Consider the following 25,103-nt stretch of genomic DNA (forward strand, 5'->3'; position numbering starts at 1 on the left):
AAGGCGACGTCATAACCAGCTAGACCACGAGCCCGCATGCATCGACCGGGAATTGAACCCGGGCTATTGGCTTGGAAGGCCAAAGTCATGCCACTAGACCATCGATGCGAATGCAGAGATGCCTTTTATTCTTCGCTCCCGGGGATATTAATATTATCATCTTTTTCCGGGCCCAAGAACCTGCGGGATGGAGGGGATCAGCGTAATGAGCGGGCCCCCGGGACCTCTCGAAAAAAAAATATCGTCCGGATGTACGCTAGTATCCCCGTATCTCGGCCTCGAGCTCCTCGAGGGCCGCTATCCTTTTTTCGAGCGGCGGGTGCGTGGAGAAGAGCTCCATGAGGCTCTGGCCGGAGAGGGCCGGGATGATGAAGAAGGCGTTCGCCCCCTCGACTTCCTGCTTTTTCTCGGGCGGGATGTGGTCCATCCGGCCCGATATCTTGTAGAGGCCCGAGATCAGCGCACGCGGGTTGCCCGTGATGTAGGCGCTGCCGCGGTCCGCCGCAAACTCACGGTACCGTGAGAGCGTACGGATGAGGAGCGTGCTTACGATCCAGACAAGGATCGATACGATCCACGCGAGCATGATGGGGCCCGAGTCGCGGCGGTTGCCGAGCGAGAAAAAGATCGCGTACCGCATCACGAGGAATGCGAGCATCGAGACGAAACTGGCGACCGTCATCGTCAGCACATCGCGGTTCTTCACGTGGGAGAGCTCGTGGGCGACCACCGCTTCAAGCTCCTCCTTATTCAGGAGGCGCATAATCGAATCGGTAACCGCAACGACGGCTGATGAGGGGCCGCGGCCCGTCGCAAAGGCGTTCGGGACCGGTGACTGCATGACGGCCACCTTCGGCTTCGGGAGGTCCGCTTCGGCACAGAGCCGCTCTACCATCGCATGAAGCTCGGGATACTCGTCCTCCTCCACGATCCGTGCACCGGTACTCCAGAGCACCAGCTTGTCCGAGAAGAAGTACTGGACGAAGGCGAAGAGGCCGACCACCAGGAACATCCCCGACACCCCGAGCTCGGGGAAGAGCACCGACAGCACCGAGAGAAAGATCAGATATACAATCAGGAGCAGAAACCCGGTCAGGAGAGACCGGAGCGTCAGCCCGAAGTCACGCTTCCATTTCATAGTTGCAACGATTACACTAGGTTAAGGCAACCTATAAATATATGGTTGGGGGGCAGCAGCCCATTTGCGATCGGATTCCATCCCACTGCCCTTATATCGATACGCGCCGATACTTTATGCACGTGAAGGGAATGGAACTCGATGAAGTGACCATCAGCCGGGCAATCGTCTCCGAACAGAGCCGGGTGATGCTCGAGTATCTGGACGTGGACGTCGCAATTGTCGGAGGGGGTCCTTCAGGCCTCACCTGTGCGGCGCTCTGTGCAGAAAACGGCCTGAAAACCGTGCTGGTTGAGCGCAAACTCTCCGTCGGCGGAGGGATGTGGGGCGGAGGAATGATGTTTCCCCGTATCGTCGTGCAGGACGAGGCAAAGCGGCTGCTCGACCGGTTTGGCATCGCATCCACCGAATATGCTCCCGGCTACCATCTCGCAAGCTCCGTCGAATCGGTCGCGAAGCTGACGGCGGCGGCCTGCAATGCAGGAGTGGAATTTCTCATGCTCGTATCGGTAGAGGATGTCGTCGTGAAAGGGAACGGACGGGTGGACGGCCTCGTCATCAACTGGACACCGGTGGAGACAACCGGCCTGCACGTCGATCCGCTGACACTTGCCTGCCGCTATACTGTCGACGCCACGGGCCACGACGCGATGATCGCTCATATGGTCGCACGAAAAGGAGGGGATCTGCCGATCAGGGGCGAGCGGTTCATGTGGGCCGAACGTGCCGAAGCGCAGATCGTGGGGCACACACGCGAAGTCTTCCCGGGACTTGTCGTGACCGGCATGGCTGCAAATGCCGTCGCCGGCGAATGCCGGATGGGGCCGATATTCGGGGGCATGCTGCTCTCCGGCGAGGCGGCAGCCCGGATCATTGCGGAGGCCCTCGAAAAACCCATCCCCGGACTGCCCGATAAATAACTATTATCACTCATTTTTTCCTACCTGAATACTATGGAGGAGACCGTGGACGCCGGACTTGCCGATGTGGCATACGGACTTTTCGAAATACTGCTCAACCGGGAACTGCGAACACGCGGCACCTATCTCTTCGAACGTGTTGAGAGAGGAGAGGATTTCCGGGAAGATTTCGAGGAGATTTTCGGGATGTTCCAGGCAGACTATCCCGAACTCGCCGTGGCGCTCGTCGACTCGTGCGGCGGCATGGCGGCACTCTATGCGATGCTCCGCGAGGGGGAGGGAGTCGTTCCGGGCATGACCACCCGCATGTACTGGATTGTCCAGGACGCACCCGGTTTCCGTCCCGGCGGCGATGATGACGAGCGGGGCGGAAAATGGCTCGTCTTCGTTGACCGGGACCACGCCGACGACCTCTGGCGGCGCATCCGCGACGCGACCGCTGAAGGCAGACTCGGCATATCCGCAAAAGTCAGCACGGCAAAACCGAATCCCGAATCACGGGACGAACGTGTCGTGATTTACGTCCACACCGCCGACTGGGAAGACGAAAACGACGTGATGCGGGTTCGGGAAGTGCTCAGATCGCTCGGTATCGACCAGCGTATCGGGTACAAACGCAACATCGAAACCTACCACGGCGAATACAGCGAGAAAGGAAAGAAAGTCACTTTTTACAGTGCCTGATTAACCTGCACCGCGAAACCGGTGCAAAAAAAGTAAAATATTATGCCTTTCGTTCCTTATTCTTCTGCCTGAGATTTTCGTACCCGCATTTCCTGCAGCGCGTTGCGCGCGGCGCATTCCGTGCATTGCATTTCATACAGATTTTAACATTGAGTAACCGTGCCTCGGCTTCTGGAAATCGTGCCATTATCTACACCACTCTATCAGTTCATTATACAACGCTTTTGACCGTATTAACAGTTTGTGTGATGCCCCGGAGAGGGTTTCTCCCTCCGCGCGATCAGCCACGAGCGGAACGCGGCAATTGCCTGGCCGCGGTGCGATATCCGTGATTTTTCGGCAAGCGGCATCTCCGCAAGCGTCCGGCTGCCGACCTCGACAATGGGATCGTATCCGAATCCGCCGTCTCCCCGGGGAGCGACGATCCGGCCGGAAATACGTCCGCGGAAGATTTCGATCCCCTCATCGTCGGCGTATGCGATGGCTGTCTCGAAGTATGCGTTCCGGTCCGCTTCCCCTTCCATCAGCCTGAGAATGCCCGGAATTCCAATTGTATCGAGCACATACGCCGCATAGGGACCGGGAAAGCCGGAAAGTGCGGTGATAAAAAAACCCGTGTCGTCAACAATGAGCGGCACATGAAGCGTTTTGTATGCGAACCGTGCCTTTTCGCGGGCGATGGCGCCCACATCGTCGCTCCGAAACTCGGGGCATTCGAGAGAGACATAATCAACCTCCGCGATGCCATGGAAAAACGCCCGGACTTCACGCGCCTTGTTGGCATTGCTCGTGACAACCGTAATCTTCAGAGGTACCGCCCCCGCCGTTCGATCTCCCGTTCACGGGCAAGCACATCGTCGGCACCCGGAAACGTCCGTTTGTACCCTTCGACAAAAGCGGCTTTCAGCTCCTCGAAGGCGGAGGACGTGCTCTCGAGAGTCTGGAAAAACACATGGACGTCGACGCCGCGTGCCTCAATCTCCGGGGAGACGTAGGCAAGCCCGAAATCGATCAGGACGCATTCTCCGTTCCGGACGATAATATTGCTCGTGGTGAGATCCCCGTGCACAATCCCGGCCCCGTGCAGGTGTCCGACAACCTTGCCGGCCATTTCGGCGGTTTTCCGCGAAAGAACGTGCTTGAGAAGCCCTCCCGAGATCGCCTCCATCACGATCGTGTCGTGCGTGACGTCACGGATCACGGGCGTCGGCACCCCCGCCCTCCGTGCCGCGGCAATCAGACGCGCTTCCCACCGCGTGCGTTCCGCGATGATCCTGCTGTCAAGCGACGGGATGCGGTATCCTTTGCTGATGCGCCGTTTCCGGACGTTGCTTCCCTCCGTCGTGACAACCGCCTCCGCACCGCGGGCAACACCGTTGTCGAGAGTATCGGCGCGGTGGAACGCCAGATCGCCTTCGTCCGCCCTCCAGGTCACGACGACGTCGTCGGAGCGGAAACCGGGGCGCACCTGCGAATCCTCAAGAGGGAGGATCTGCCCGGCCTCGAGCATGATCTTCCCCGTGTATGCAATCATGGCGCCGTTATCGCCGAGATACCGGCGTTCGGGAACGTAAAACGAAGCTCCCCGCTCCTCGCACATGGCACGGAGCATCTCCTGCAGGCGTGCATTCGCTCCGACCCCCCCGACGAGGAGCACCTCGTCCTTGCCGGCATGGGCACAAGCCCGCTCGGTCACCTCGACGCACATGGCAAATGCGGTCTCCTGCAGTCCGGCACAGACATCCGGGAGCGGGGCCCGCGCATCTCTCGCGGCACTCACGAGGCCGGAGAATGCAAGATCCATTCCCTTCACGGTATACGGCAGATCGATCGGATTTCCTTCCCGCGCCCGCTCCTCGATAATCGGCCCTCCGGGATGGGGAAGGCCGAGGCTCCGGGCAAACTTGTCCAGTGCGTTGCCGAGCCCGATGTCCAGCGTCTCACCGAAGATCCGGTACCGGGCGTTGAGAAACCCGAGCACCTGCGTATTGGCGCCGCTTGCATAGAGAACAACCGGATCGCTGCAGCCCGTCGCCCACCGCCCAATCTCGATGTGAGCGACGCAGTGGTTCACCCCCACGAGAGGCACGTCCAGCGCCAGTGCGAGGGAGCGTGCTGCTGTTGCCACCGTCCGCAGGCACGGCCCCAGCCCCGGACCCTGTGAAAACGCCACCGCACGAACCACCGAGGGATCCGGGAGCACCCGCGAGATGACATCCTTCATCGCCGATGCGTGGTGCTGGGCCGCATCACGCGGGTGGATGCCGCCGTGCGGCGGGCTGTACGGAGACGAATACAGGCTGACGAGATCGTCACCAAAAAGAGCGGCACTGAGGTTCCACGCAGTCCCCTCAATCCCGAGTATCTGCCCGTCTGAAGGCATGACGTTATTTCTTGAATTCAGTATAGCCGCATTTGCCGCACGCGCTCCGGTCCGCATGCTCTGCCAGCAGCACGCCGGGCCCGCACCGGGGGCAGTGCCGCCGCTCGAGGACGACCGCGTCCCCTTCCAGCTTGTAGTAGCTGCCTCGTTTCGCTGCCATTTTACGCTTCACCTTCGCTTTCGGCTTTCTTGCCGCGTTTCATCAGGTGTGCGGGCTCGACACGGAGCATGCTCTCTTCATCGTCGTAGATACGCACGATCGACGAGATCTCCTCCTTGCCGAATCCGCTTTTCAGCGAGTCAAGCACGACAAGGTTCTCATCGAGGTTCTTTAATGCGCAGATTTTGCCAAGGATATGGGCCCGCGACGGGGTCGCCCCCTCATACGTGAGGGTAAAAGACAGCTCGGTCCGGTTAAGGAGCGCGTTTCTTTCTTCGCTCGTAAATTCAAAGTCCATCAATATCCCTAAAATATTGTCCATCAGGTTATTTAAAGCATTGGGGGGATTCAAAAAGAGCGTTTAAATCCGTTCAAAGAGCGAAAGCATCTCTGCTGCAGTTTTTTTGGCTGCCGAATCGATGTCGCGGATCACCACGCCCTCGCAGGGCTGTCCGTACAGGACGACCGCGCCCTCAGGCGCTGCCAGTACGAGCGGAATGACTGCAAGATCCTCCTCCCCGTCGACCATGATCACCGCAGGGGGGGCTGCGACAGCATCGGCAATGGCCTGCACCAGTTCATCCGTCACCGTGCCGGCCGGATTTTTTACGTTAATCCTCGGTGCATTCAGAAGAGGGGTGTGCCCGCAGGGCACCCGGTGCGTCTGTCCATCGATGATGGCGATCGCAGGAAACAGGCCCTCTTTCAGGACATTTCTGGTCACGACATCACCGACGGTATATACCGCTTTTCCGGCGAGGCGCGGGAGGGCTTCATCCAACTCGGGGTAGAGGTCTCCGAACGGCTCGCGGAACCGGTCCCGGTGCACCAGAGGCAGCCGGAGCATTACCTGACCTTCAGGGCGTACCTGCCGGGCGTGTCGATGCCGACTTTTTTGGCGATGTCGGAATGCCGGGGATCGATGATGACAAGGTACCCCGCCCAGTCCTCGCTGAGGTTGCTGCTCCCGCACATCACGCACGCCTCGCCCTCTACCACGCGATGGCAGATACGGCATACCTTCGCCTGTTTCTTACGCGCTGCCATGTTCTGCCTTCTCCTGTTCGTACTCCTCTTTCAGCCAGTTCTCGGTCCCCAGACCGGCCTGTCGCATTGTGAGTCCAATCTTGGATTCACGCGGTTCCCTTTCGTTCAGGCTCAGTGCAACCACCCGGGCACGCACACCGTCCCCGACGCCGATCGGGCGCTTGGATTCCTGGCAGATCAGCCGTCCGTTCTTCTCGTCATAGTTGATGAACTCATCAGATATCTGGCTCACGTGGAGCATCGCATCGATGGGGCCGAGACTGACAAACGCCCCGAAACTTGTCGTTTCCACGACTTCGCCGACAACGACCTCCTGCAGCGAGAGCCGCAGCACCATCGCCTCGAACCGGACATCGTAATAGATCGCACCGTCGCCGGGAATCAGATCGCCTTCACCGATCTCCAGCACCCGCGTTACCGAGATAAAGATCCCGATATCCTTGTCGATGCTGCCTTCAAGCTGCTCCTGCAGTACATTGAGAACAACGTGCTCAAGATTCTCGCCCAACCGGTTCGGGGGAACCCGCACCTTGTCTTCAAGTGTCATCCTATAATGCATAGCTTGTTTCCTACCCCCTCAGTATCTCAAGTTTTTTCTGCTTTCTCATAACGATTACCGGAACACCGCAGGCGACGAGCCTGTCGCGGAGCCTTCGATCATTCGTCAGTACGCTGATACCCTGTTCTTCCGCAAACCGCGCGATTCGTTCGTCAACCGGCATGCCACCGCCGCCGTCATCAAGGGTCCTGCACCGGTCCGCCAGTGCGAGCCCGACCCGTGCGGCGGCGGCATCCCGGCCTCTGCCGCGGCTGATCCCCGAAAGCTCCGCCCGGACACATTCAAGTGTCACGGGATCGATGGCACCGAAGAGCCCGGAAAGTTCGGCAAAGATGTCGACACCGAACTGCGCGGGCATCATCAGGGCATTCGCATCCAGAAGGACGGTCACGCAGCGAGGATCCCCATGCCGATCAGGCGCCATCGACCTCCAACCTGCCGGCTGATTGCAATGCGGGCTCCTTCTTCCGCACACACCGGTCGTTTCAGCACCACTTCGGCGGAATTTTTCTTCGTATTCACCACAACGCCGACCGTCACCGCTGTACCCACAGAGAGCATCAACGGCTCCTTGTGGCGGAGCGGTTCGATGCTCTGCTCGTCATCGGCGCCGACAACACGATCCATGAGCCGGACCTCGAAGGAAAGCCGGTCGCGGATCGGCGGGAGGGTGCCTACCAGACCTGCAACCTGCCCTGCAAGCGTATCGCTCTTCGTCAGTGAAGGATCCAGCTTCGTTCCGAGTGCGATGAGACCTCCGGGCGTCGCTTCGCTCACTTTCTTCGATCCCGCATTGATGGAGGTGATCTTTGTCTGGATTGGTTCCCAGAACACGCGGTTCTCGACCTGCATCTGCCGTCCCGGCCTGATTTCGATCTCATCCGCCTCACGGATAATGCCGCGGGTCAGCGAGCCGCCGATCACCCCTCCCTTAACGTCGCGCCAGCTGCATCCGGGTTTGTTGATGTCAAAGGAACGGGCGATGAGCATCAGCGGTTCGTCATCAGGATTACGTTCCATATCGGGAATATATTCATCAAGCGCCTGGACAAGGGCGCCGATATTGATCATCTGCTGTGCGGATACGGGGATAATCGGGGCATTCTCTGCAATCGTCCCCTTGACAAATTTTCTAATCTGCTTATAGTGGCTGACCGCGTCGGCCTGTGAAACGACGTCAATCTTATTCTGCACGATCACGATGCGCTCGATGCCCACAAGTTCGAGCGCCATCAGGTGCTCCTTCGTCTGCGGTTGGGGGCACTTTTCGTTTGCCGCAATCACGAGCATGGCCCCGTCCATGAGTGCCGATCCCGAGAGCATCGTCGCCATCAGTGTCTCGTGGCCGGGTGCGTCCACAAACGAGACGGTCCGGAAGGGCACTCCTTTCCCGCCGCACCCCGGACATTCCGGGGAAATGGAATAGGCCTCGGGGCCCGAACATGCCTCGCACTTATAAAAGGTGGTGTCGGCGTACCCGAGACGGATGGAGATCCCGCGCTTTATCTCCTCACTGTGCCGGTCGGTCCAGACACCGGTCAGTCCGCTCACCAGCGTTGTCTTTCCGTGGTCCACATGGCCCACGACGCCTATATTAACGCTGGGTATATCTACATCACGCAATCCTCTTCAGACCTCCTTATTAATATTGGATGACACTACTTATACCTACTCGGTGGCGGCAGAGCAGCGCCCTTCCGTCCGTGAGCGGCAGCCTGTTTTTCCGTTTGTACGAATTCCTGTTACGATCACCGCACTTTTGGCATACAATGTAAACAATAATTATGTTCGGGGAGAGAAAAAGTAACATGTGATCCTGACACAGGTGAAGGATCGCAGGTGGTGTGGATGACAAACGATACAGATCTTTCCCGAATCGGCATCTCTCTTCCGAAAAACCTGCTCGATAAATTCGACGAAATCCTGAATTTCAGGGGATATTCATCACGATCGGAAGGAATACGGGATGCAATACGAAGCTATATCACATACTACCAGTGGATGTCCGACGTCCACGGGGAGCGGCAGGGCGTTATTACCATGGTGTATGACCATGAACAGCGCGGGCTCCTGCAGATGCTCACGGAGATACAGCATGAGTACATGCATGTCATTCAGGCGTCCCTTCACTCCCACGTAAATCACGAAAAATGTCTCGAAGTGATCCTGCTGCGCGGGGACGGGGCGGATCTGAAAAATATCGCCGAACGCTTGATGGCGCAGAAGGGCGTCGAGGCGGTGAAACTCACCACCATCCCGACGAAGGATTAACCGGCGCCGACCCCGTCAACCCCGTCGATCCCTTCCTGTATTTCCTCCGCAGACGGCACCTCATCCAGGGAGAGCGGTCTCCGTTCTCCGCCCCGATCCTTTTTCCGGCGCTTTGTCCGCGCTCCCTCTCCAAGCACGTGCAGCTGGTCGATACGGTAGAGGAGGAGGGTGCTGTCCAGTTCGGCGAAGAGATGTCCGTCGATATCCTCGATTCGGACAACAGTGCCGGTTGTTCCCGTGCGCGGATACCGGACCGCCGTTCCGGGGGCGATGTCGCCGTCTTCCATGATATCCTGTTTACTCATGCAAACTATAAAAAAATGGGCTGCCCCACAGTGTACTGATGAATATTCCCACGATCCGCGAGGTTTCGAAACAATTTTTTAACGGAACGCATCGTGCCCTGACTCCTGAGGAGACATGCCGAATCGTCCGCCCCCTCATGCCCGCTATCGGGATCGCGGAGATGCTGGACCTCACCCCCTTCGACCGGCTCGGCATTCCCGTGGCCGCTACGATACGGCCCCGGGCCGCACGGTCGGTCGAAACCCTCCGTGCCGGGGCAGGTACGGACCCGATCTTTGCCCGGATAGCTGCCATAATGGCTGCGATCGAGCGGTACAGCGCCGAGTACCGCGGCCAGCACATGCACTTCGCATCGCACGAGGAACTGGGGCTGACCCGGTCGGTGGATCCCCGCGACCTCATTCTCCCGAGACCCGTTACCATGGGAGAGCAGGTACACTGGACACCGTCGTGGGATCTCCTCAACGAGGAAGAGATCGCGGTTCCGAGCAATGCCGTGTATCACCCCTATGATCCGATGGGAATGGGACAGGTGCTGTTCCAGAGTGATGATATCGGCCTTGCGGGGGGAATGGAGCCGGAAGAGGCGATCCTGCATGGCATGCTTGAAGTGGTGGAGCGCGACGCCCTGAGCACGGCTGAAAGGGCACGGCACCTTGGCACACGCATCACAGTCGACCGGGACGGACCTGCCTGGAGGCTGCTCGACATATTTGCAGGCGCCGGAATTGAGATGCATCTCTGGCTGCTTTCGGGAAGAACCGGCATCCCTGCTGTGGCGGCATCCGCTGACGATACCGTATCGAAGGATCCCGCACTGCTTGTCACCGGAACGGCAGCCCATACCGATCCCGAGATTGCGGTTATCAGGGCGCTTCTGGAGGTTGCGCGAAGCCGTGCCGTCTACCTTCACGGAGGGCGGGTTGACGCAATCCGGGAGGCTTTTGCCCGCAAGGCGGGATACGAGCGGCTGAAAAGGATCAACCGCCTCTGGTACGCTCCGGGCGATGAGACGGAGCTCTCGGCGATTTCGTCGCTGTCGACCGAGAGATTTGATCTGGATATTGCCCGGTGCCTCGACGAGATCGGGGCCCATGCGGACCGCGTCTGTGTCGCCGACCTCACATCCACCGCCGTGCCGGTCGTTCGCGTGATCATTCCGGGATTCGAGGTCTCATATACCGATACGTCACGAATCCGCGGGCATTATGTCTGACTGCCTCAGAAAATCTGTATTTTTTTCAGTGTCCGGACGAGATGGTGGCTGCTCGGCCGTGCACGGTCATGCACCGGCTCGTAAAGGGTACCGCCGAGCGCCCGGAAAATATGCCCGACTGCAAGGCCGTGAGACGGTCCGTATCCCCCCTCGAGCACGAGTGCGACGGGCTGATCGGTCACTGCCATCATCAACCGGGTCAGGACACCGAAATCCTCGGGTTCGAGTTTCATGTTCCCCCGAAGGTCATCGGAAAGCGGATCCTGCCCTGCCGAAATAAGCACGAGATCGGGAGAAAACCGTTCGAGTGCGGGAAGGAAGACTTCCTCGAAGACAAGCGAATAGTCGTGTATCGTCCCGCCCGGCCGAAGGGGGGCGTTGAGCGTATAGCCGCGGCCCTTTCCCTCACCGATCTCGTCCACCCAGCCCGAACGGGGAAAGATCCCGGCCTCGTGAATAGAACAGAAGAGCACGCGGTCATCGTTGTAGAAGATTTTCTGCGTGCCGTTGCCATGGTGGAGGTCCCAGTCGACGATCGCGACCCTGTCCACTTCATCGCGTTCGAAGAGCACCGCAGCTGCGACCGCAATGTTATTGAAGAGGCAGAATCCCATGGCGCGGTCCGGCTCCGCGTGATGCCCGGGAGGACGTACAAGGGCAAAACAGTGCTCCCCGTCGCGGGCGCGTTCGGCTGCCGCCATTGCGGAGCCGGCCGCATAGAGAGCCACGTCAAAGGATTCCGAGTTCACGTAGGTACTGGAATCGATATAGTGCATCCCCCGCGAGAGTTCCTGCAGCAGACGGACGTGCTGGGGAACGTGAACGAGCATCAGGTCGCTGATCCGCGACTTCTCCGGGGGGAGAACGCGGACTCCCCGGGGTACTGCAGAGGTGGCGATTGCGAGGCGCTCCCCGCACTCAGCGTGGGACTGGAGGTCGTGCCGGGCGAAGACCTCGCCGGATATCATCGAACATTTCATTATCTGGCTATCAGGGCTGGTTTTCAGGCGATGACGAGACCCTGCATCACCGCACTTTCAGGTACTTCGATGGTGACGCCGGTTCCCGTAATGCGATAGGGGCCGATGGTCATGACGTTGTAGGAAGAGCCGCTCGTGGCATAAGGCACCACAAACATGCCGTTCTCGCTTTCCTGCCGGTAGGTAAAGGTGCGGCCCGTATTGGTCACCACATCGACTTCGATGATGCCGTCGCCGGGGATCGTGGCGCCCGGCACGAACTCGAACACCTTCACGTACTGGATATTCGGCTTCTCCCCGCTCAGAACACTTGTCGGTGATTCGTGCACGAGACGGTAATGGTGGAGCGCGGGCACTTTTTCAACGGGGTTGATCAGGAGCGGACTGAAGACACCGGCATGCGTTCCGCTCGAAGCATGTGCGTTGTATGCCGCCACCGCAGCCCATGCTTCCTCCGTCGGAAGAACACGGACGTTCGTGATCACCGGCACCGGCGTTCCGGCTGCGGTTTCGTCGCTGTATTCGATGTAATAAACTTCGGCGGGCTCAACCATCGACCCGTCGAAGTTGTGCAGCCGCGCAACCATCGTCTGGAAGTATGCGGCGGTGTGCAGGCCGACAACCTCGGACTGCCCGCTGGCAGCATCAGCCGAGATCATATACGTTGAGTAGGGCGCACCGCCGAGCGTCGTGTTGTACCACGTCGCCATCGCCCAGAATTTACCGTTGATTGCGTCGTCCATCGGGAAATCCGTGATGATATACCGCGCATTCAGCCGGGTGAGCTCGGCAGAGGATTCGGCTTCGGATGAACGGATGAAGAATGCCGCTGCACCGTCGGGGCCGGAAACACCACTCTGGAACGGGTTCGCCGTGGGGATCCTCCCGGCAACGAACGTGATCCAGTGGCCGTAATCCCACCACGAAATAACCCCGTACGACTGCTCTGGATACTGGTACGTGCCGCGCTCGAAGATCCCGTAGTAGTCCACTCCGGGATCGGGTGTATTCGCCTCCATCCACCGGAGCGCCTCCATCCAGTCGGCATCTATCCCTCCGCCGACACTATCGGCAATGCCGACCGACGTAGAGAAAGACGACGTGATAAACAGCACGCCGAGGATTACTCCCCCGGCGGCGATGGCAAGGGTGAGAGGGTTTTTTACCCGCGGTTTCACGGGAGGGGGGGCGGCTTTTTTCTTTTTCTTCTGCGGCTGGGACACCTCCTGTTCTGCCGGGCGGCCGCTGAACAGAGCGGCGATATCGTCCCGTGCCAGATCCAGAAGGTATGCGATGAAAAGAGCGCCGAGAAGGGCAATGTTCACCGCAAGATAATATTCATACCTGACATGGCGAATCGTCGAGAACAGGATAACAAGAGACCAGACAAGTACGAAGATGTGGTCGGGATGCTCATTCCTGAAATTTTTATAGAGCACGACCCCGATGCCGCCCGCCATCAGGAGCAGGCCGAACTGAAACGTGGTCCACGCACTGGCAAGCTCCCACGGGCGGGCTTCCTGAACGGTCAGCGTCTCCGCCTGCTCCCCGAAAAACTGGAAGACGCCCCCGATCAGTGTCTGAAAGATATCGGGGGAAACGAGGAAGAGCGCGAGACTACCCACAGCTGCGGTGACGATGACCGAGAGCGGAAAGAGTGCCTTCTGCTTCCCTGAAAGATAGCGTGAAAAGGCATAGAGAATACCGGATGCAAGAATCAGGGCAAGGTAGGCATAGACGTGCACAATCGAGTATCGTGACAGGCTCAGCGCATCATGCTTCAGTCCGAACAGGAGCGTCCCGATGATTGCCGTTCCGAATGCCACGCCGTTTATGAGAAGCAGGTATTCGGAGGGCGTTTCCCGGTAGAAATCCCAGATGAACTGGACAAGGGTAAACGCTGCAACGATAAGCGCAAACAGCACAATCGTCGGCATGACCATCAGGCCGAGAACATAGGCGATTCCAGCAATAAAACCAAATATAACGGGTTTTTTAAACGTTTCCGGATCCTTCGGATCAATGCGCCGGCCCGCGGTAAATTTCAGCGCGAGAACGTACAGCAGGCAGAAGAGGGTGGAAAAAAGCACTTCTGCGATATGGTGATCCACAAACCCGAAGAGCGACCGGTAGAGATACTGCCCGGAAACGACCGCAATAAACAACGAGGCGATGAGTCCTGTTTTCCGGTCGGTAAGGCTCTTCCCCAGGAAATACATGGTCGGCACCATGGCAACCGCCATCAGCGGGGGCACGAGTGAGGCGATGTACATCAGCTCGGGCCGTGTGGAGGCCCCCGCCAGTATCCCGATGAATGCGATGATCTGGATGAAGAGAGGGCCCCAGTAGATCGGCATCCCGGAGGGATAGAGGGACATGGGATCATACCATGCGTACCCGGGAAAATTCGCCGCTGTCGCCTCAATCTGCCGGAGATTGTACCAGGGATCATTTCCGAGGAGATTGACTCCCGCGTCCGAGACGATTGCCGGTTCCGGAATGAGGCGTATCCAGAGTGCCAGCAGCGAGATGAGAATGATGAGAACGATTGTTATTGGCGTTTTATATCTCGAAATATCCGGTGCATTCATGCGAGACTCCTGTGTTTTTGTTTGTTCATGCGGAACTATAATACATTGGTATGAGGAGTGTCGTGAATCCCCGGAAACGCTTACCGATGACGCAGAATGTGCGGAGATCAGGCGTTTCGGGCATGATAAAAGGATTCGCAGTGCAGAGGATAATCCGCCCCCGGCGGATATCGTCCCGCAGGTATCGGCCGGAAATGGCACGGGCGGATCGGTTCCGGTGGTGCCGTCCTGCCCGGAGACGGCGGAGGCCCTTATGCGGATTTCCGGGAGGTGCTTTCCCAGACCCGCATGTCACGCCCGAGGTGCACCAGCCCGTTGAGCAGGTACCACTGGTTGAGCAGAAATGCGGAGATGAGGCTGTCAGGCTTCAGTGTCAGGAGAACGCCCAGTGCGAGGACGGCAAAAACCGCCGGGACAGGCGCGACGAGGGCAGTACCGGCAAGGGCGAGAACCAGGCCGGTCCAGAAGAGCGGCGGCGAGAGAATGAACATGGCTATCCGCAACGGATAAAATATGCGGGAAAACGGGCGGGGGGCGCGCAGCAGATCGAGATTTGCCAGTGTCGCCTCGATCAGCCTTCCTGCCCGGCGGATCTTCTGTCCGGACTGGCGGGAGAGCGCATCGGGCACGTCCTCATACACAACCGCACGGATCTCGTAGAATGCCCGGTACCCCTTGCGAATAGCTTCGAACGCCGTATTTGCATCATCGGCACCTTTCCGTTCCCGAATCTTTTCCACGACGCCCCGCCGGAACACGACCAGTCCGCCGTTGAAATTATATGTCGAGTCGTGGGCACTCTCCCATGCGCACATTCTGCCGTAGACGCTCCGGTAGGTACGTTCGATACTGCCGGTCGTGGGCCCCCCCTCACGGGGAAGCATATCGGCACACACCGCACCGATGGCGGGATCGCTTAGGATCCGGGCTACGACGAGTTCGAGCGCACCCGGGGCGAAGTAAACATCCGCACCGGTCGTCACGATGGTTTCATGTGCTGCACGGGAAATACCACGGTTAAACGAACGGTTCGTCCCCATCCGCTCCTCGTTTAACAGAACGGTATGCGGGATGCCCTGTTCTGAAAAGCAGGCCCGTGCAACCTCGCCGGTCCGGTCCGTCGACCGGTCGTCTACCAGGATGACTTCACAGCCGCCGGGATAGGCCATACGAGCGATATTTCGTATCCGTTCTCCAATGACCGCCTCTTCGTTGTATGCAGGAATGACAATGCTGATCGGCGGATATGAGGCCGGTGCCGGTGCGGCATCAGGCTGCTTTCCCGCGAGGATGCCTGCCAGAAAAATGAGATATGGAAGCAGCCCGAGGACAAGAAGGGTGAACCCGGCTGAAAACAGCATGTACATCTACTATTGGCAAGCCGGGCTGATTAGTGTTTCACCGCCCTGGCGGGAGAGGGAATCCCGGCTACTCGACGGTCACGCTCTTGGCGAGGTTCCGCGGCTTGTCGATATCCCGGCCGAGGGCATTCGCCGTATGGTAGGCGAGCAGCTGCAGCACCACCGACGTGGTGACGAGTTCCGTGAGGTGATGGGTGGGGGGGAGCGGTATCATCACATCCGCGATCTCCGCGAGCTCCCGGTCGCCCTCCCTGCCGATAGCGATAACCGGCGCTCCCCGTGCCGTGACCTCCTTGATATTCGAGAGCATCACAGCATACGAATCACCCGGTGTACAGAGTGCGATCACCGGCGTCTTCGGGGACAGGAGCGAAAAGGGACCGTGTTTCAGTTCACCCGCAGCATACCCTTCCGCATGGATATAGGTGATCTCCTTCATCTTCAGGGCGCCTTCAAGCGCGGCGGGATACATCGCTCCCCTCCCGATGAAGAAGATGTCCTGGGCCCGTTTGCAGTATTCCGCCGCGGCGCTGATGTCCTCAAGAAGGACCGTCTCGATCGCCTGGTGCGCCGTATGCAGGATCTCGTCGTACTGCCTGTCGCAGAGGTGGTTGATCAGGGTGAAGAAGACCGCGATCTGGGCGGTGAACGATTTTGTCGCCGCCACGCTGATCTCCGGGCCTGCCCGCGTGTAGATGGTGTTTTCGGCGACACGCGTCACGGAACTGCCGAGAACATTCGTGATCGCAAGAGTGCCGCAGTTGTGCGCCTTCGCCTTTTTCAGGGCGGCGATGGTATCCGCCGTCTCTCCCGACTGGGTGACCGCAATGACCAGGTCCTGCATGGGCGGCGTGAAATACTTGAACTCAGAGGCAAGCTCCACCCGCACGGGGATGTTACAGAGCTGTTCGACGAGGTACCGGAAAATGAGCCCCGCATGGTACGACGTGCCGCAGGCAACGACCATCAGCCCGCCGGCATCCCGGATCGCCCGTATAACCCCCGGATCAATATCGGCTGAGACCGAGTCGTAGAAGACCTTCGGCTGCTCGAAGATCTCCTTCAGCATGAAATGGGCGAATCCGCCTTTTTTTGCAGATTCCAGGTCCCATTCGATCCTTTCGGCCGGCCGTGACACTTCCGCACCGTCATGGAATACACAAATCCCGTCCGGTGACAGGGCGGCGATGTCGCCGTCTTCGAGAAAAACCACCTGCTGGGTATAATCGAGCAGCGGCGTCATATCGGAGGCTGCAAACCATTCGCCGTCCCCGATACCGAGCACCAGCGGACTTGCGTTCCGCGCCGCAATAATCCGGGGATCCTTCTCCGCGATGGCCAGAACGGCATAGGAGCCTTCAAGATGCGGGAGGGTTTTTTTCACCGCTTCAAGCAGGTCGCCTGCATAATATTCCTCGATGATGTGCACGATCACCTCGGTATCGGTCTCGGAGGTGAACCGGTGGCCCCGCTCCTCAAGCTGCCTCCTGAGCACCGCATAATTCTCGATTATCCCGTTGTGGACAATGGCGATAGTCCCCGTGCAGTCGCAATGCGGGTGTGAGTTCTGGTCATTCGGTACGCCATGCGTCGCCCACCGGGTGTGTCCGATACCCATCCTGCCCTCAAAGGATGCGGCAAATCCATTGCTCTCTGAAATCCTTCCGCATTTTTTTGCGGTGAGAAGAGAACTGCCGATCGTAGCGATGCCGAAGGAGTCGTAGCCCCTGTACTCCAGCCGTTTCAGACCGGAAACCAGCATCGGCGCCGCCTGTTTCAACCCCAGATACCCGACGATGCCGCACATGCTACTTCACCACCGCGTGGTCGGGGATTACGTCCCGGATCACTCTTCCCTCTTCGATCGTCACGGAGTTGCCGACGAGGCAGTGGTTGAATACGGTGAAAGGCGCTGAAATGACACGGTCTCCAAAAATACCTCCGAATTTCCCTCCGATCAATTTGCCGTCCGCCTCGGCGACGTAATGCCCTGTCTGCACGGAGCTGTGGTCCGCAAGCAGCACTCCTTCGCCGATGACCGCATCCACGCACCGGGAATGCGATCCGATCATGGAGTCGTTCATGATAATGGCATTTTCAACGAAGGTAAACGGATCGATACGCACGCGGGCACCGATGCTTGTATTGGGCATGATCACAACATTCGGGCCGATCTCGCAGTCTTCACCGATGATGACCGGGCCGATGATCGTCGAGCCCGGCCCGATGACCGTCCCGTCGCCAATATGCACGGCACCCCTGATGGTGACACCCATGCTGAGCGTTCCGCCACGGACGGGAGTGACCTGCCGCATGATGCGGGGATTGATCGTGAGCAGGTCCCACGGGTAGATGGCATCATGCCATTCGCGTGCCATCACCGCCTTGAAACGGGCACCGTCCGCGATCATTTCCGCGACCATTTCGGGGATTTCAACGCCGTTCTGGTATTCGAATATCTCCGGAGTGAGGGTGTAAATCCCGGTGCTGACGGTAAAACGGGGCGCATACTCGGGCTTTTCGACGATGCCCCAGACAAATCCGTCCTTGACGGCCACGACGCCGAAATTCGAGGGGTACGGGTGCTCCTTAATCAGCACCGACGCAGTTTCATTCTTTATCCTCGCGATTGACTCGGCATCGATATAGTTATCGCCCGGCAGCAGAATGAACGGCTCGTCGATCTCGTTCGCCACGCAGCCGAGTGCGTGGGCCGCACCGAGCTGCCGCTCCTGCACCGCAAACGAGATCGGCAGATCCAGAGTGTTCAGATGCCGGATCACCTGTTCTTTCCTGTACCCGACAACGACGGTGATATCCCGGATGCCGTTTTCAACGAGCGCCCTGATGACATGCTCGATAATGGGTGTGTTTGCGAGGGGGATCATTGCCTTCGGACGGCTGAAAGTCAGAGGCCTGAGCCTGCTTCCTTCCCCGCCGGCGAGAATGACTGCTTTTCTGCTCATTGACCGATCACCGTACCGTCTGCAATGCACCCGTCTACCCGTGTGTGGGGTGCTACCGTCACGTTGCTGCCCACGACTGCGCCCACGTTGATCGAGCAGTTGATACCGAACTGCACACCGTCACCGATAACGGCGCCGAATTTTCTCCTTCCCGTGTCCCTGCCGCATGCCTTCACCGGAGCGTGGTCATGCCGGAGATTCGCAATCTTCGTGCCGGCCCCGAAATTGCAGCCGCTGCCGATGACGGAGTCCCCGATGTAACTGAAATGCGGAATTTTCGTTCCTTCGAGCACAATTGTATTCTTTATTTCCGTCGCGTGGCCGATAACGCAGTTGTCGCCGATGGCAGTAGACCCCCGGATATATGCATGCGGGCCGATTCTGCAGTTCTTTCCGATGATGCAGGGCCCCTCGATATATGTCCCCGACCGGATTACCGTGCCTTTCCCGACGGAGAGCGGGCCCGAGATTACGACGTTCTTCTCGATTTCGCCCTCGACGTCTCCCTGCATCCCGGCGATCATCGCCTCGTTTGCATCGAGCAGGTTCCAGGGTTCCCCCACATCGCACCATGAGCCAAACGTAAGCGCTCCAAGCGTTCGCTCCCTGATATACTCCATGAGGGCGTCGGTGAGTTCGTATTCGCCACGCTCCGAGAGCCCGATCGCATCGACACGGTCGAAAATATCGGTGTCGAAGAGGTAGGCTCCGGCATTGATCAGCGAAGACGGCGGTTTCCGGATTTTTTCAACGAGCCCGGTGACAGTGTCGCCCTCTACGGTGACCACGCCGTAATTCTCCGGGTGTTCGCTCGAATAAATGCCCATACAGGGTGAACAGGCCGAGGAAAGGGCGAGAATATCGTCCGAAGAGACGATCATGTCTCCGTTGAGAAGGATAAACCGGCCCGTGACAAGGTCGCGGACGGTCCTGACAGCGTCTCCGGTTCCCATCTGTCTGCGCTGTGTCACGTACCTGATTGTGGCACCGAATGCCGATCCGTCACCGAAATACTCCCGGATCTCCCTCTCGTAGTAGCCGACCACGAAGACAAACCGGTCGATGCCGGCTTCCGTTGCCGCCCTGAGGATGTATTCGATCATCGGGCGGTTTGCGATGGGCAGCATTACCTTCGGTCGTGATGCCGTCAGAGGACGCATTCGTTTTCCTTCGCCTGCGGCAAGTACCACACATTCCATTGCAGTATCGTCTCCCGGAATATCCCTGAAATCCAGATGGAAGGGATATTATCCATTATGTAGCACCGACTATAATGCTATGCCTGTCAGCCGGCGAATTCCCCGGCATCGTCCGTGCAGAGAGAATACACCGTACTGTCGCATAACTTATATATATAAATTACCATTAGTGATAGGCAATAATGTTAATCAAACCTGAAGGGCCCGGGAGAGGACCTTCCTTCCACGCTCTTCCATGGCTTTCGCGGCCGCAACCGTCACTCCCTCAGCGGTAATCCGGACTTTCGGTTCGGTCCCGCTCGCACGAATCAGGCACCAGCCATCCTCGTCCGCCAGCCTGATACCGTCGGTCGGCACCTCGGCACCGAGCCGGAAGAGAACGTCGGCGGGAGTGTCGCAGGGTATGGAGGTACGGAGGATCGGGTATCGCGGCAGCCCGTCGATCACATCCGCAACATTCCATTCCCGGCAGATCCGGCAGAACAGGGCGGCCGCATAGATACCGTCCGGGCAGAGCGAATGGCCGGGAAACATCCAGCTACCGGACGGCTCGCCACCGAATTCGCCCCATGAAATGAGTTTTTCAGAGACATAGCTGTCACCGACGGGCGTGCGGGCGACCTCGGCCACCTCCTCGATCGCCATCGAGGCATCCACCGTTGTCACGACCCGTTTCGCACCGAGATAGGTGGCAAAGAGAATCAGGAGATGATCGCCGCTGATATACCGTCCCCTTCCGTCGAAGGCCATGAACCGGTCGGCATCGCCGTCATGGATCAGGGCGCCGTCCGCCCCGGTTGACCGCACCATTCCCCCGATATAGGGGAGGTTCGCCTCCAGCGGCTCGGAAGGACGGGCGAAGGTTCCCGCGACATTGCAATTGAGGCAGTGCGCCCTGATACCCGCACCCGAGAGGAGGCGGGGGGTGATCACGCTTCCCGCCCCGTTGCCGCAGTCAACGACCATGGTCAGGCCTTCGCCCGGATCGACCGAAGAGCAGATGCCTTCGATATGCGCCGGGATCAGGTCTGTTTCAGCAATGCTACCCTGCTGTGTCCAGTCGGACCAGAAAGGCTCCCCGACGAGGGATTCGGTCAGCGCCTGCTGCCGCAGGGTAAAGGAGGAGCCATCGGGATTGAGAAGTTTCAGTCCGTTGTAGGGCTCCGGGTTATGCGAGGCGGTGATCATGCATCCCGCATCGGCAGAGCGGACGCCGTATGCGACCGTCGGCGTCGGGGCGATGCCACCGTACCGCACCTCCCCCCCGGCGGCAAGGACGCCCGCCATAAAACTTTCTGCAAGCAGCGGGCCTGTCGTCCGCGTGTCCCGCCCGAGCACCACGCGACGCGCCTGCCGGGCAACCGCCGAACCGACATGTGCCGCAAGCTCGACGAGCGACTGGTCATACCGCCGGCGTATCCCCGATGAGCCGAAAAGCATGAACTGAATTTGTGGGAGGAGCAGATAAACCTGCAGCCTTTAAGCGTCCTCCCCGGGGGAAGCACGGCCGTACGGGCACCAGTGGGGGAGGTCGAGCAGACTGCAGAGACCGGATGTCTCGGGACCGATAAAGAGCAGGCGGCCGGAATCCCGGTACTGCTCGCAGAGTGCAAGCCCTTCGTCCGTGCAGAGCCCGTCGCCCGTGATCAGAATAATATCGGCCGCCGCCGGATTGGCCGCATATACCTCCCCCCCTCCGGAGGGCAGGGACAGGGTGCCGACAGGGTATATACTCCTGCCGCGGATGCGGGCGGTCAGATCACGCTGACAGTCGGAGTACCGGGTCGCTCCGCAGGCATTGATCGTGCGCTCGAGGCAGAGGAATCCGAGCACCGCGTTCATTATCCCCAGTGCCGCCATCCGCTGCGGGGCGGTATCGAGCGCCGCTCCGAACATAAAGGAAACCCGTGTATTCGCCTCGATGGGAAAGTTTGTCGTAATATGAGCGATCCTTCCCCCATAGTAGCCCGCGACCGTCACACCCCGTACGTACTGGCATACCGGGCCGTCCGGATTGCGCTTCAGGGTAACGATATTATCCTCGCAGCCGCTCCCGCATACCTGCGTTTCGAGCCGCTGCACCGCTTCGGTTATCAGGCTCACGTCACCGTTCCTCCGGCTGATCTTCAAAGAGCACAACCCGTGCGGGAGAACCGTCGAGATTTTTCATACGCAGTGGTAGGGCAGCCATGTAATACAATCCTTCGGAAATGCCGGAGAGGTCCAGCAGCTCGATAATCACGGTGCCCGCCCCGAGCAGGTGCCGGTGCACGGCAAGATTCCCACCGTACCGGTCCACGGACGGCGTATCAATCCCCACCACGCCGACTCCGCGGGCCGTAAGCAGGCGTGCGGCGTCCTCCGCGAGATAGGGGTAGTCCGCGGTAAACACCGGTACGCCGGAGTAGTCTGTCCGGATCAGTACGGCCGCGCCGTCGCTGATATGCGGTGCAAGATCGGCAGCCCGGATCGCTCCCTCCCGATCGCGGCAGTCGATTACCGCGGCCGGCCCCGTCAGCCGGGACATCGGAATGGCGTCGACTGTCATCGCGCCCGGAAAGAGGTGCGCGGGCGCATCGATATGCGTCCCCGAATGGGTGGTGAGGAGAACGCGGGTGATCCGATAGTCGCCGCAGTCAATCCCGGTAAATTCCGGACGAGGATCGCCCGGAAATACCAGAATATCCGGTGACAGCTCCCGGGTAATGTCACGGATCTTTCTGCTCCCGGGCGGGCGGGAAGGATGGTTAATCATGCCAGCCGTACTCCCCGATCAGCGGTACAAAACAGACCCCCCCGCAGGAACGGGTGGAGAGCTCGCCACCGGCCTTTTCGAGGCGGACCAGCGTCTGGATTGCCCGATCCCCGACCGGCGCCACCAGCCGTCCGCCATCGCGAAGCTGGTCGAGGAGAGGGCGGGGGATATCGGGTGCCGCCGCCGTGACGATGATGGCATCATAGGGGGCCTCCGCCGGCCACCCCGCGGTGCCGTCCCCCACGACCACCTCGACATTGTCGATCCCGAGCGCCGCAAGATGCTCCCGGGCCCCGCGGGCGATCGCCGGGAGCCGCTCCACGGAAATGACGTGGGAGGCAATCCGTCCGAGAATCGCTGCCTGATACCCGCTGCCCGCACCGATCTCGAGCACCCGGTCCTCCGGCCCCACATCGAGCAGTTCGGTCATCAGCGCCACGATGTACGGCTGCGAGATCGTCTGCCCTTCACCGATCGGGAGCGGACGGTCTTCGTAAGCCGACGCACACACCTCCTCCGGAACAAACACGTGGCGTGGGATGGCCCGCATCGCCGCGAGCACCCGCCGGTCCGATATCCCCCGGCCTTCGATCTGGTCCCTCACCATCCGTTCCCGAAGAACGGCAGAGCGTTCATCGTCCATAGTTCTTCTGTGTCAGAATCCTTTTTCCGCTGCATCGATCGCGGCATCGATCTGCTTCTGGAGCACAGCGGGAAGACCCGCAATCCGGACATCCAGAAAACCACGGATGATGGTGGCGGTCGCCTCCTCTTCGTCGAGGCCACGCGCCATCAGGTATTCAATCTCATCGCGTGCGATCTTTCCCACGGCAGCCTCGTGCGAGAGCTCGGTACCGGTCACCTGCCCCTCGATCTCGGGAATCGCATGGATAACACCGTCCGCGAGGATGAGACCCTTGCATTCGATGTGGCCGCGGGTGTCCTCCATCCTCCCGCTGATGTGGGAGCGGGCGATGACGGTGCCACCCCGCGTGATTGAACGGGAGACTATCTCCGCATGCGTATCGGGTGCATTCATGAGCACCCGCGATCCGAGATCGAGGAGCGAACCCGGCGGAGCGACGACCACGCTGTGAAAACGGGCCACCGCGCCGGTGCCGGCAAGATCCGCCACAGGATACATCTGGACGTGCCGGACCGGGCTGAGGGCGACGTAATTTGAGAGGAACGTCCCCCCTTCCTCGACCCGGGCGGCACTCCGGGGCAGAACGTCGATCTTCTCGCCCCACTTGTGAATCATGGTCGTCGATATCCGGGCGTTTTTCCCGATGTAAAACTCGGTGACACCGTAGTGGGCGCCGTTTTCCGTCGTGTGGCTCGATGCGCATCCGGTGATCAGGTGCAGCTCAGCCCCTTCTTCCGCGATGATGATGTTATGCACGTGCTGGATGGGTGCATGCTCGAGGAAGAGGCAGGCCTGCAGCGGCATGATGTTTTTGCTCCCCTTCCGGGCGATGATGACGTAGCCTTTCGGCTCGGGGCGGTCCGCGACATACCGCGTATACTCATCCTTGTCCGGGGACACCAGTTTCCAGGCGTACTCCGCAAGCCACGGAAACCGGGAGAGTGCATCAGCAATCGGGTATATCTCAATCCCCTGCTCAGAGCAGGAGGAATGGACGATCTCCTGGTCGATCTGGAAGAAGCTCCCGCACCGGTTCACGGCGTCGAACTCGAGGCCCGCCTCGGTAAGGCGTTCACGGTCCTCGGCGGAGATGGATTCGGTTCCGCTTATACCTTTGTGCATTCGATACACTCCCGGTAACCCTTGGATTTAATGACAGACAGTATTTCACGTGCATTACCATGGCAGCGGATCTCCCCGTCGCAGAGCATATGTCCGCCGTCAGCCTCGATATAGTCCAGAATATAGCCGGTATGGGTGATGATAAGACCGGACTTGTGCCGGTTGATGATATGCCGGTCCTTCTCGACGAGCCGTGCGATCGCCGAACCGATCAGCGAGATGTTCTCGAGGTCGACACCGCTCTCCGGCTCGTCGAGCATGACGAAATCGGGCTGCTGTATCATCAGCTGGAGAACTTCGCTCCTTTTAATCTCTCCCCCGGAAAAACCCGCATTCAGATCTCGTTCGAGGAAATCCGTCATATTCATTGCCGATGCATATTCCGAAACCTTGTCGGGCTGGTTGCCCGCCTCGGCCATCAGCAGCTTCCCGAGCTTGAGCCCAGAAATGGTAGGAGGACGCTGGAACATCATCCCGATCCCGTACCGTGCCCTCTCGTGGATAGGAAGGTGTGTAATGTCCCGCCCCTTATAGATGATTCTTCCATCGGTAACGACATAATCGGAGAAGCCCATTATCGCCCGGATCAGGGTTGTCTTGCCCGACCCGTTCGGACCCATCAGCACATGGGTCTCCCCCTCACCGATATGAAGGTTGATATCGTGAAGCACCTCTTTACCGGATACTTCCACATGCAGATTTTCTATGGTGAGCATAAGACAGTCTCTCAAGAACTTTGCGCAGAAGCAATAAAGGATTGTCGACCACAAAAAATAACATATATGTTAGATACTTTTTG

The 25,103-nt window shown here is 59.2% G+C and carries 28 protein-coding genes and 1 tRNA gene; 4 read left to right on the forward strand and 25 right to left on the reverse strand.

What is annotated here, in order from left to right; all coding sequences use genetic code 11:
• Positions 1–37: 37 nt before the first annotated feature.
• A tRNA-Gly gene (locus tag APR53_07595) sits at positions 38–108 on the reverse strand.
• A gap of 148 nt (positions 109–256) precedes the next feature.
• Positions 257–1,138: a heat-shock protein HtpX gene (locus tag APR53_07600; GenBank protein KQC05398.1), complete on the reverse strand. Its 882-nt coding sequence runs from the start codon at positions 1,136–1,138 to the stop codon at positions 257–259.
• Positions 1,139–1,269: 131 nt separating this feature from the next.
• On the opposite strand from APR53_07600, the gene APR53_07605 reads away from it, so the two are divergent.
• A complete protein-coding gene (locus APR53_07605; GenBank protein KQC05425.1) occupies positions 1,270–2,058 on the forward strand; it encodes a ribulose-1,5-biphosphate synthetase in 789 nt (262 codons plus the stop codon).
• A gap of 33 nt (positions 2,059–2,091) precedes the next feature.
• Positions 2,092–2,742, forward strand: a complete 651-nt coding sequence (locus APR53_07610; GenBank protein KQC05399.1) for a hypothetical protein — start codon at positions 2,092–2,094, stop codon at positions 2,740–2,742.
• 40 nt (positions 2,743–2,782) lie between these two features.
• On the opposite strand, the gene rpl40e is transcribed toward APR53_07610, so the two are convergent.
• The 10 genes from rpl40e to APR53_07660 form a co-directional block, all read right to left on the reverse strand.
• Complete coding sequence (gene rpl40e / locus APR53_07615) at positions 2,783–2,929, reverse strand: 50S ribosomal protein L40 (GenBank protein ID KQC05400.1); 147 nt, start codon at positions 2,927–2,929, stop codon at positions 2,783–2,785.
• A 46-nt stretch (positions 2,930–2,975) separates the two neighbouring features.
• Positions 2,976–3,551 carry a Non-canonical purine NTP pyrophosphatase gene (locus tag APR53_07620; GenBank protein KQC05401.1) on the reverse strand — a complete coding sequence of 192 codons (576 nt, stop codon included), beginning with the start codon at positions 3,549–3,551 and terminating at the stop codon, positions 2,976–2,978.
• On the reverse strand, positions 3,548–5,125 hold the full coding sequence (locus tag APR53_07625; protein ID KQC05402.1) for a serine/threonine protein kinase: 1,578 nt from the start codon (positions 5,123–5,125) through the stop codon (positions 3,548–3,550). Before APR53_07625 ends, APR53_07620 begins: the two co-directional genes overlap by 4 nt.
• Positions 5,126–5,129: 4 nt before the next feature.
• Positions 5,130–5,285, reverse strand: coding sequence for a 30S ribosomal protein S27 (locus APR53_07630; GenBank protein ID KQC05403.1), 156 nt, complete (start codon positions 5,283–5,285; stop codon positions 5,130–5,132).
• Position 5,286: 1 nt separating this feature from the next.
• A complete protein-coding gene (locus tag APR53_07635; GenBank protein KQC05404.1) occupies positions 5,287–5,583 on the reverse strand; it encodes a 30S ribosomal protein S24 in 297 nt (98 codons plus the stop codon).
• A gap of 63 nt (positions 5,584–5,646) precedes the next feature.
• Positions 5,647–6,132, reverse strand: coding sequence for a hypothetical protein (locus tag APR53_07640; GenBank protein ID KQC05405.1), 486 nt, complete (start codon positions 6,130–6,132; stop codon positions 5,647–5,649).
• Positions 6,132–6,332: a DNA-directed RNA polymerase subunit E'' gene (locus APR53_07645; GenBank protein KQC05406.1), complete on the reverse strand. Its 201-nt coding sequence runs from the start codon at positions 6,330–6,332 to the stop codon at positions 6,132–6,134. Before APR53_07645 ends, APR53_07640 begins: the two co-directional genes overlap by 1 nt.
• Positions 6,319–6,891 carry a DNA-directed RNA polymerase subunit E' gene (locus APR53_07650; GenBank protein KQC05407.1) on the reverse strand — a complete coding sequence of 191 codons (573 nt, stop codon included), beginning with the start codon at positions 6,889–6,891 and terminating at the stop codon, positions 6,319–6,321. The genes APR53_07645 and APR53_07650 overlap by 14 nt, the downstream gene beginning before the upstream one ends.
• 10 nt (positions 6,892–6,901) lie before the next feature.
• Positions 6,902–7,315 carry a nucleotide-binding protein gene (locus tag APR53_07655; GenBank protein ID KQC05408.1) on the reverse strand — a complete coding sequence of 138 codons (414 nt, stop codon included), beginning with the start codon at positions 7,313–7,315 and terminating at the stop codon, positions 6,902–6,904.
• Positions 7,279–8,514, reverse strand: coding sequence for a translation initiation factor IF-2 subunit gamma (locus APR53_07660; GenBank protein ID KQC05409.1), 1,236 nt, complete (start codon positions 8,512–8,514; stop codon positions 7,279–7,281). Before APR53_07660 ends, APR53_07655 begins: the two co-directional genes overlap by 37 nt.
• Positions 8,515–8,739: 225 nt before the next feature.
• Between APR53_07660 and APR53_07665 the strand changes: the two genes are divergently transcribed.
• Complete coding sequence (locus tag APR53_07665; protein ID KQC05410.1) at positions 8,740–9,162, forward strand: nickel-responsive regulator; 423 nt, start codon at positions 8,740–8,742, stop codon at positions 9,160–9,162.
• On the opposite strand, the gene APR53_07670 is transcribed toward APR53_07665, so the two are convergent.
• Positions 9,159–9,449: a hypothetical protein gene (locus tag APR53_07670; protein ID KQC05411.1), complete on the reverse strand. Its 291-nt coding sequence runs from the start codon at positions 9,447–9,449 to the stop codon at positions 9,159–9,161. The genes APR53_07665 and APR53_07670 overlap by 4 nt on opposite strands.
• A gap of 56 nt (positions 9,450–9,505) precedes the next feature.
• On the opposite strand from APR53_07670, the gene APR53_07675 reads away from it, so the two are divergent.
• Complete coding sequence (locus APR53_07675; GenBank protein KQC05412.1) at positions 9,506–10,684, forward strand: hypothetical protein; 1,179 nt, start codon at positions 9,506–9,508, stop codon at positions 10,682–10,684.
• 5 nt (positions 10,685–10,689) lie between these two features.
• Here the strand turns inward: APR53_07675 and APR53_07680 are convergent, their stop codons facing one another.
• From APR53_07680 to APR53_07735, 12 genes are all read right to left on the reverse strand, one after another.
• Positions 10,690–11,664 carry a histone deacetylase gene (locus APR53_07680; protein ID KQC05413.1) on the reverse strand — a complete coding sequence of 325 codons (975 nt, stop codon included), beginning with the start codon at positions 11,662–11,664 and terminating at the stop codon, positions 10,690–10,692.
• Between the two features lie 23 nt (positions 11,665–11,687).
• Complete coding sequence (locus APR53_07685) at positions 11,688–14,255, reverse strand: hypothetical protein (protein KQC05414.1); 2,568 nt, start codon at positions 14,253–14,255, stop codon at positions 11,688–11,690.
• A 251-nt stretch (positions 14,256–14,506) separates the two neighbouring features.
• Positions 14,507–15,622, reverse strand: a complete 1,116-nt coding sequence (locus APR53_07690; protein ID KQC05415.1) for a hypothetical protein — start codon at positions 15,620–15,622, stop codon at positions 14,507–14,509.
• 61 nt (positions 15,623–15,683) lie between these two features.
• Positions 15,684–17,423 carry a glutamine amidotransferase gene (locus APR53_07695; protein KQC05416.1) on the reverse strand — a complete coding sequence of 580 codons (1,740 nt, stop codon included), beginning with the start codon at positions 17,421–17,423 and terminating at the stop codon, positions 15,684–15,686.
• Position 17,424: 1 nt separating this feature from the next.
• On the reverse strand, positions 17,425–18,582 hold the full coding sequence (locus APR53_07700; GenBank protein ID KQC05417.1) for a nucleotidyl transferase: 1,158 nt from the start codon (positions 18,580–18,582) through the stop codon (positions 17,425–17,427).
• A complete protein-coding gene (locus APR53_07705) occupies positions 18,579–19,781 on the reverse strand; it encodes a glucose-1-phosphate thymidylyltransferase (GenBank protein ID KQC05418.1) in 1,203 nt (400 codons plus the stop codon). The genes APR53_07700 and APR53_07705 overlap by 4 nt, the downstream gene beginning before the upstream one ends.
• 189 nt (positions 19,782–19,970) lie before the next feature.
• Complete coding sequence (locus APR53_07710) at positions 19,971–21,221, reverse strand: phosphoglucomutase (protein KQC05419.1); 1,251 nt, start codon at positions 21,219–21,221, stop codon at positions 19,971–19,973.
• Between the two features lie 39 nt (positions 21,222–21,260).
• Positions 21,261–21,884 carry a hypothetical protein gene (locus tag APR53_07715; GenBank protein KQC05420.1) on the reverse strand — a complete coding sequence of 208 codons (624 nt, stop codon included), beginning with the start codon at positions 21,882–21,884 and terminating at the stop codon, positions 21,261–21,263.
• Position 21,885: 1 nt separating this feature from the next.
• Positions 21,886–22,536, reverse strand: a complete 651-nt coding sequence (locus tag APR53_07720; GenBank protein KQC05421.1) for a hypothetical protein — start codon at positions 22,534–22,536, stop codon at positions 21,886–21,888.
• Positions 22,529–23,179 (reverse strand): protein-L-isoaspartate O-methyltransferase, encoded by a 651-nt coding sequence (locus tag APR53_07725; GenBank protein KQC05422.1) that lies wholly within the window; start codon positions 23,177–23,179, stop codon positions 22,529–22,531. Before APR53_07725 ends, APR53_07720 begins: the two co-directional genes overlap by 8 nt.
• 12 nt (positions 23,180–23,191) lie before the next feature.
• Positions 23,192–24,304: a hypothetical protein gene (locus APR53_07730; protein KQC05423.1), complete on the reverse strand. Its 1,113-nt coding sequence runs from the start codon at positions 24,302–24,304 to the stop codon at positions 23,192–23,194.
• Complete coding sequence (locus APR53_07735; protein ID KQC05424.1) at positions 24,289–25,020, reverse strand: ABC transporter ATP-binding protein; 732 nt, start codon at positions 25,018–25,020, stop codon at positions 24,289–24,291. Before APR53_07735 ends, APR53_07730 begins: the two co-directional genes overlap by 16 nt.
• Positions 25,021–25,103 lie beyond the last annotated feature (83 nt).

The sequence above is a fragment of the Methanoculleus sp. SDB genome, assembly GCA_001412355.1.
Lineage (GTDB): Archaea > Halobacteriota > Methanomicrobia > Methanomicrobiales > Methanomicrobiaceae > LKUD01.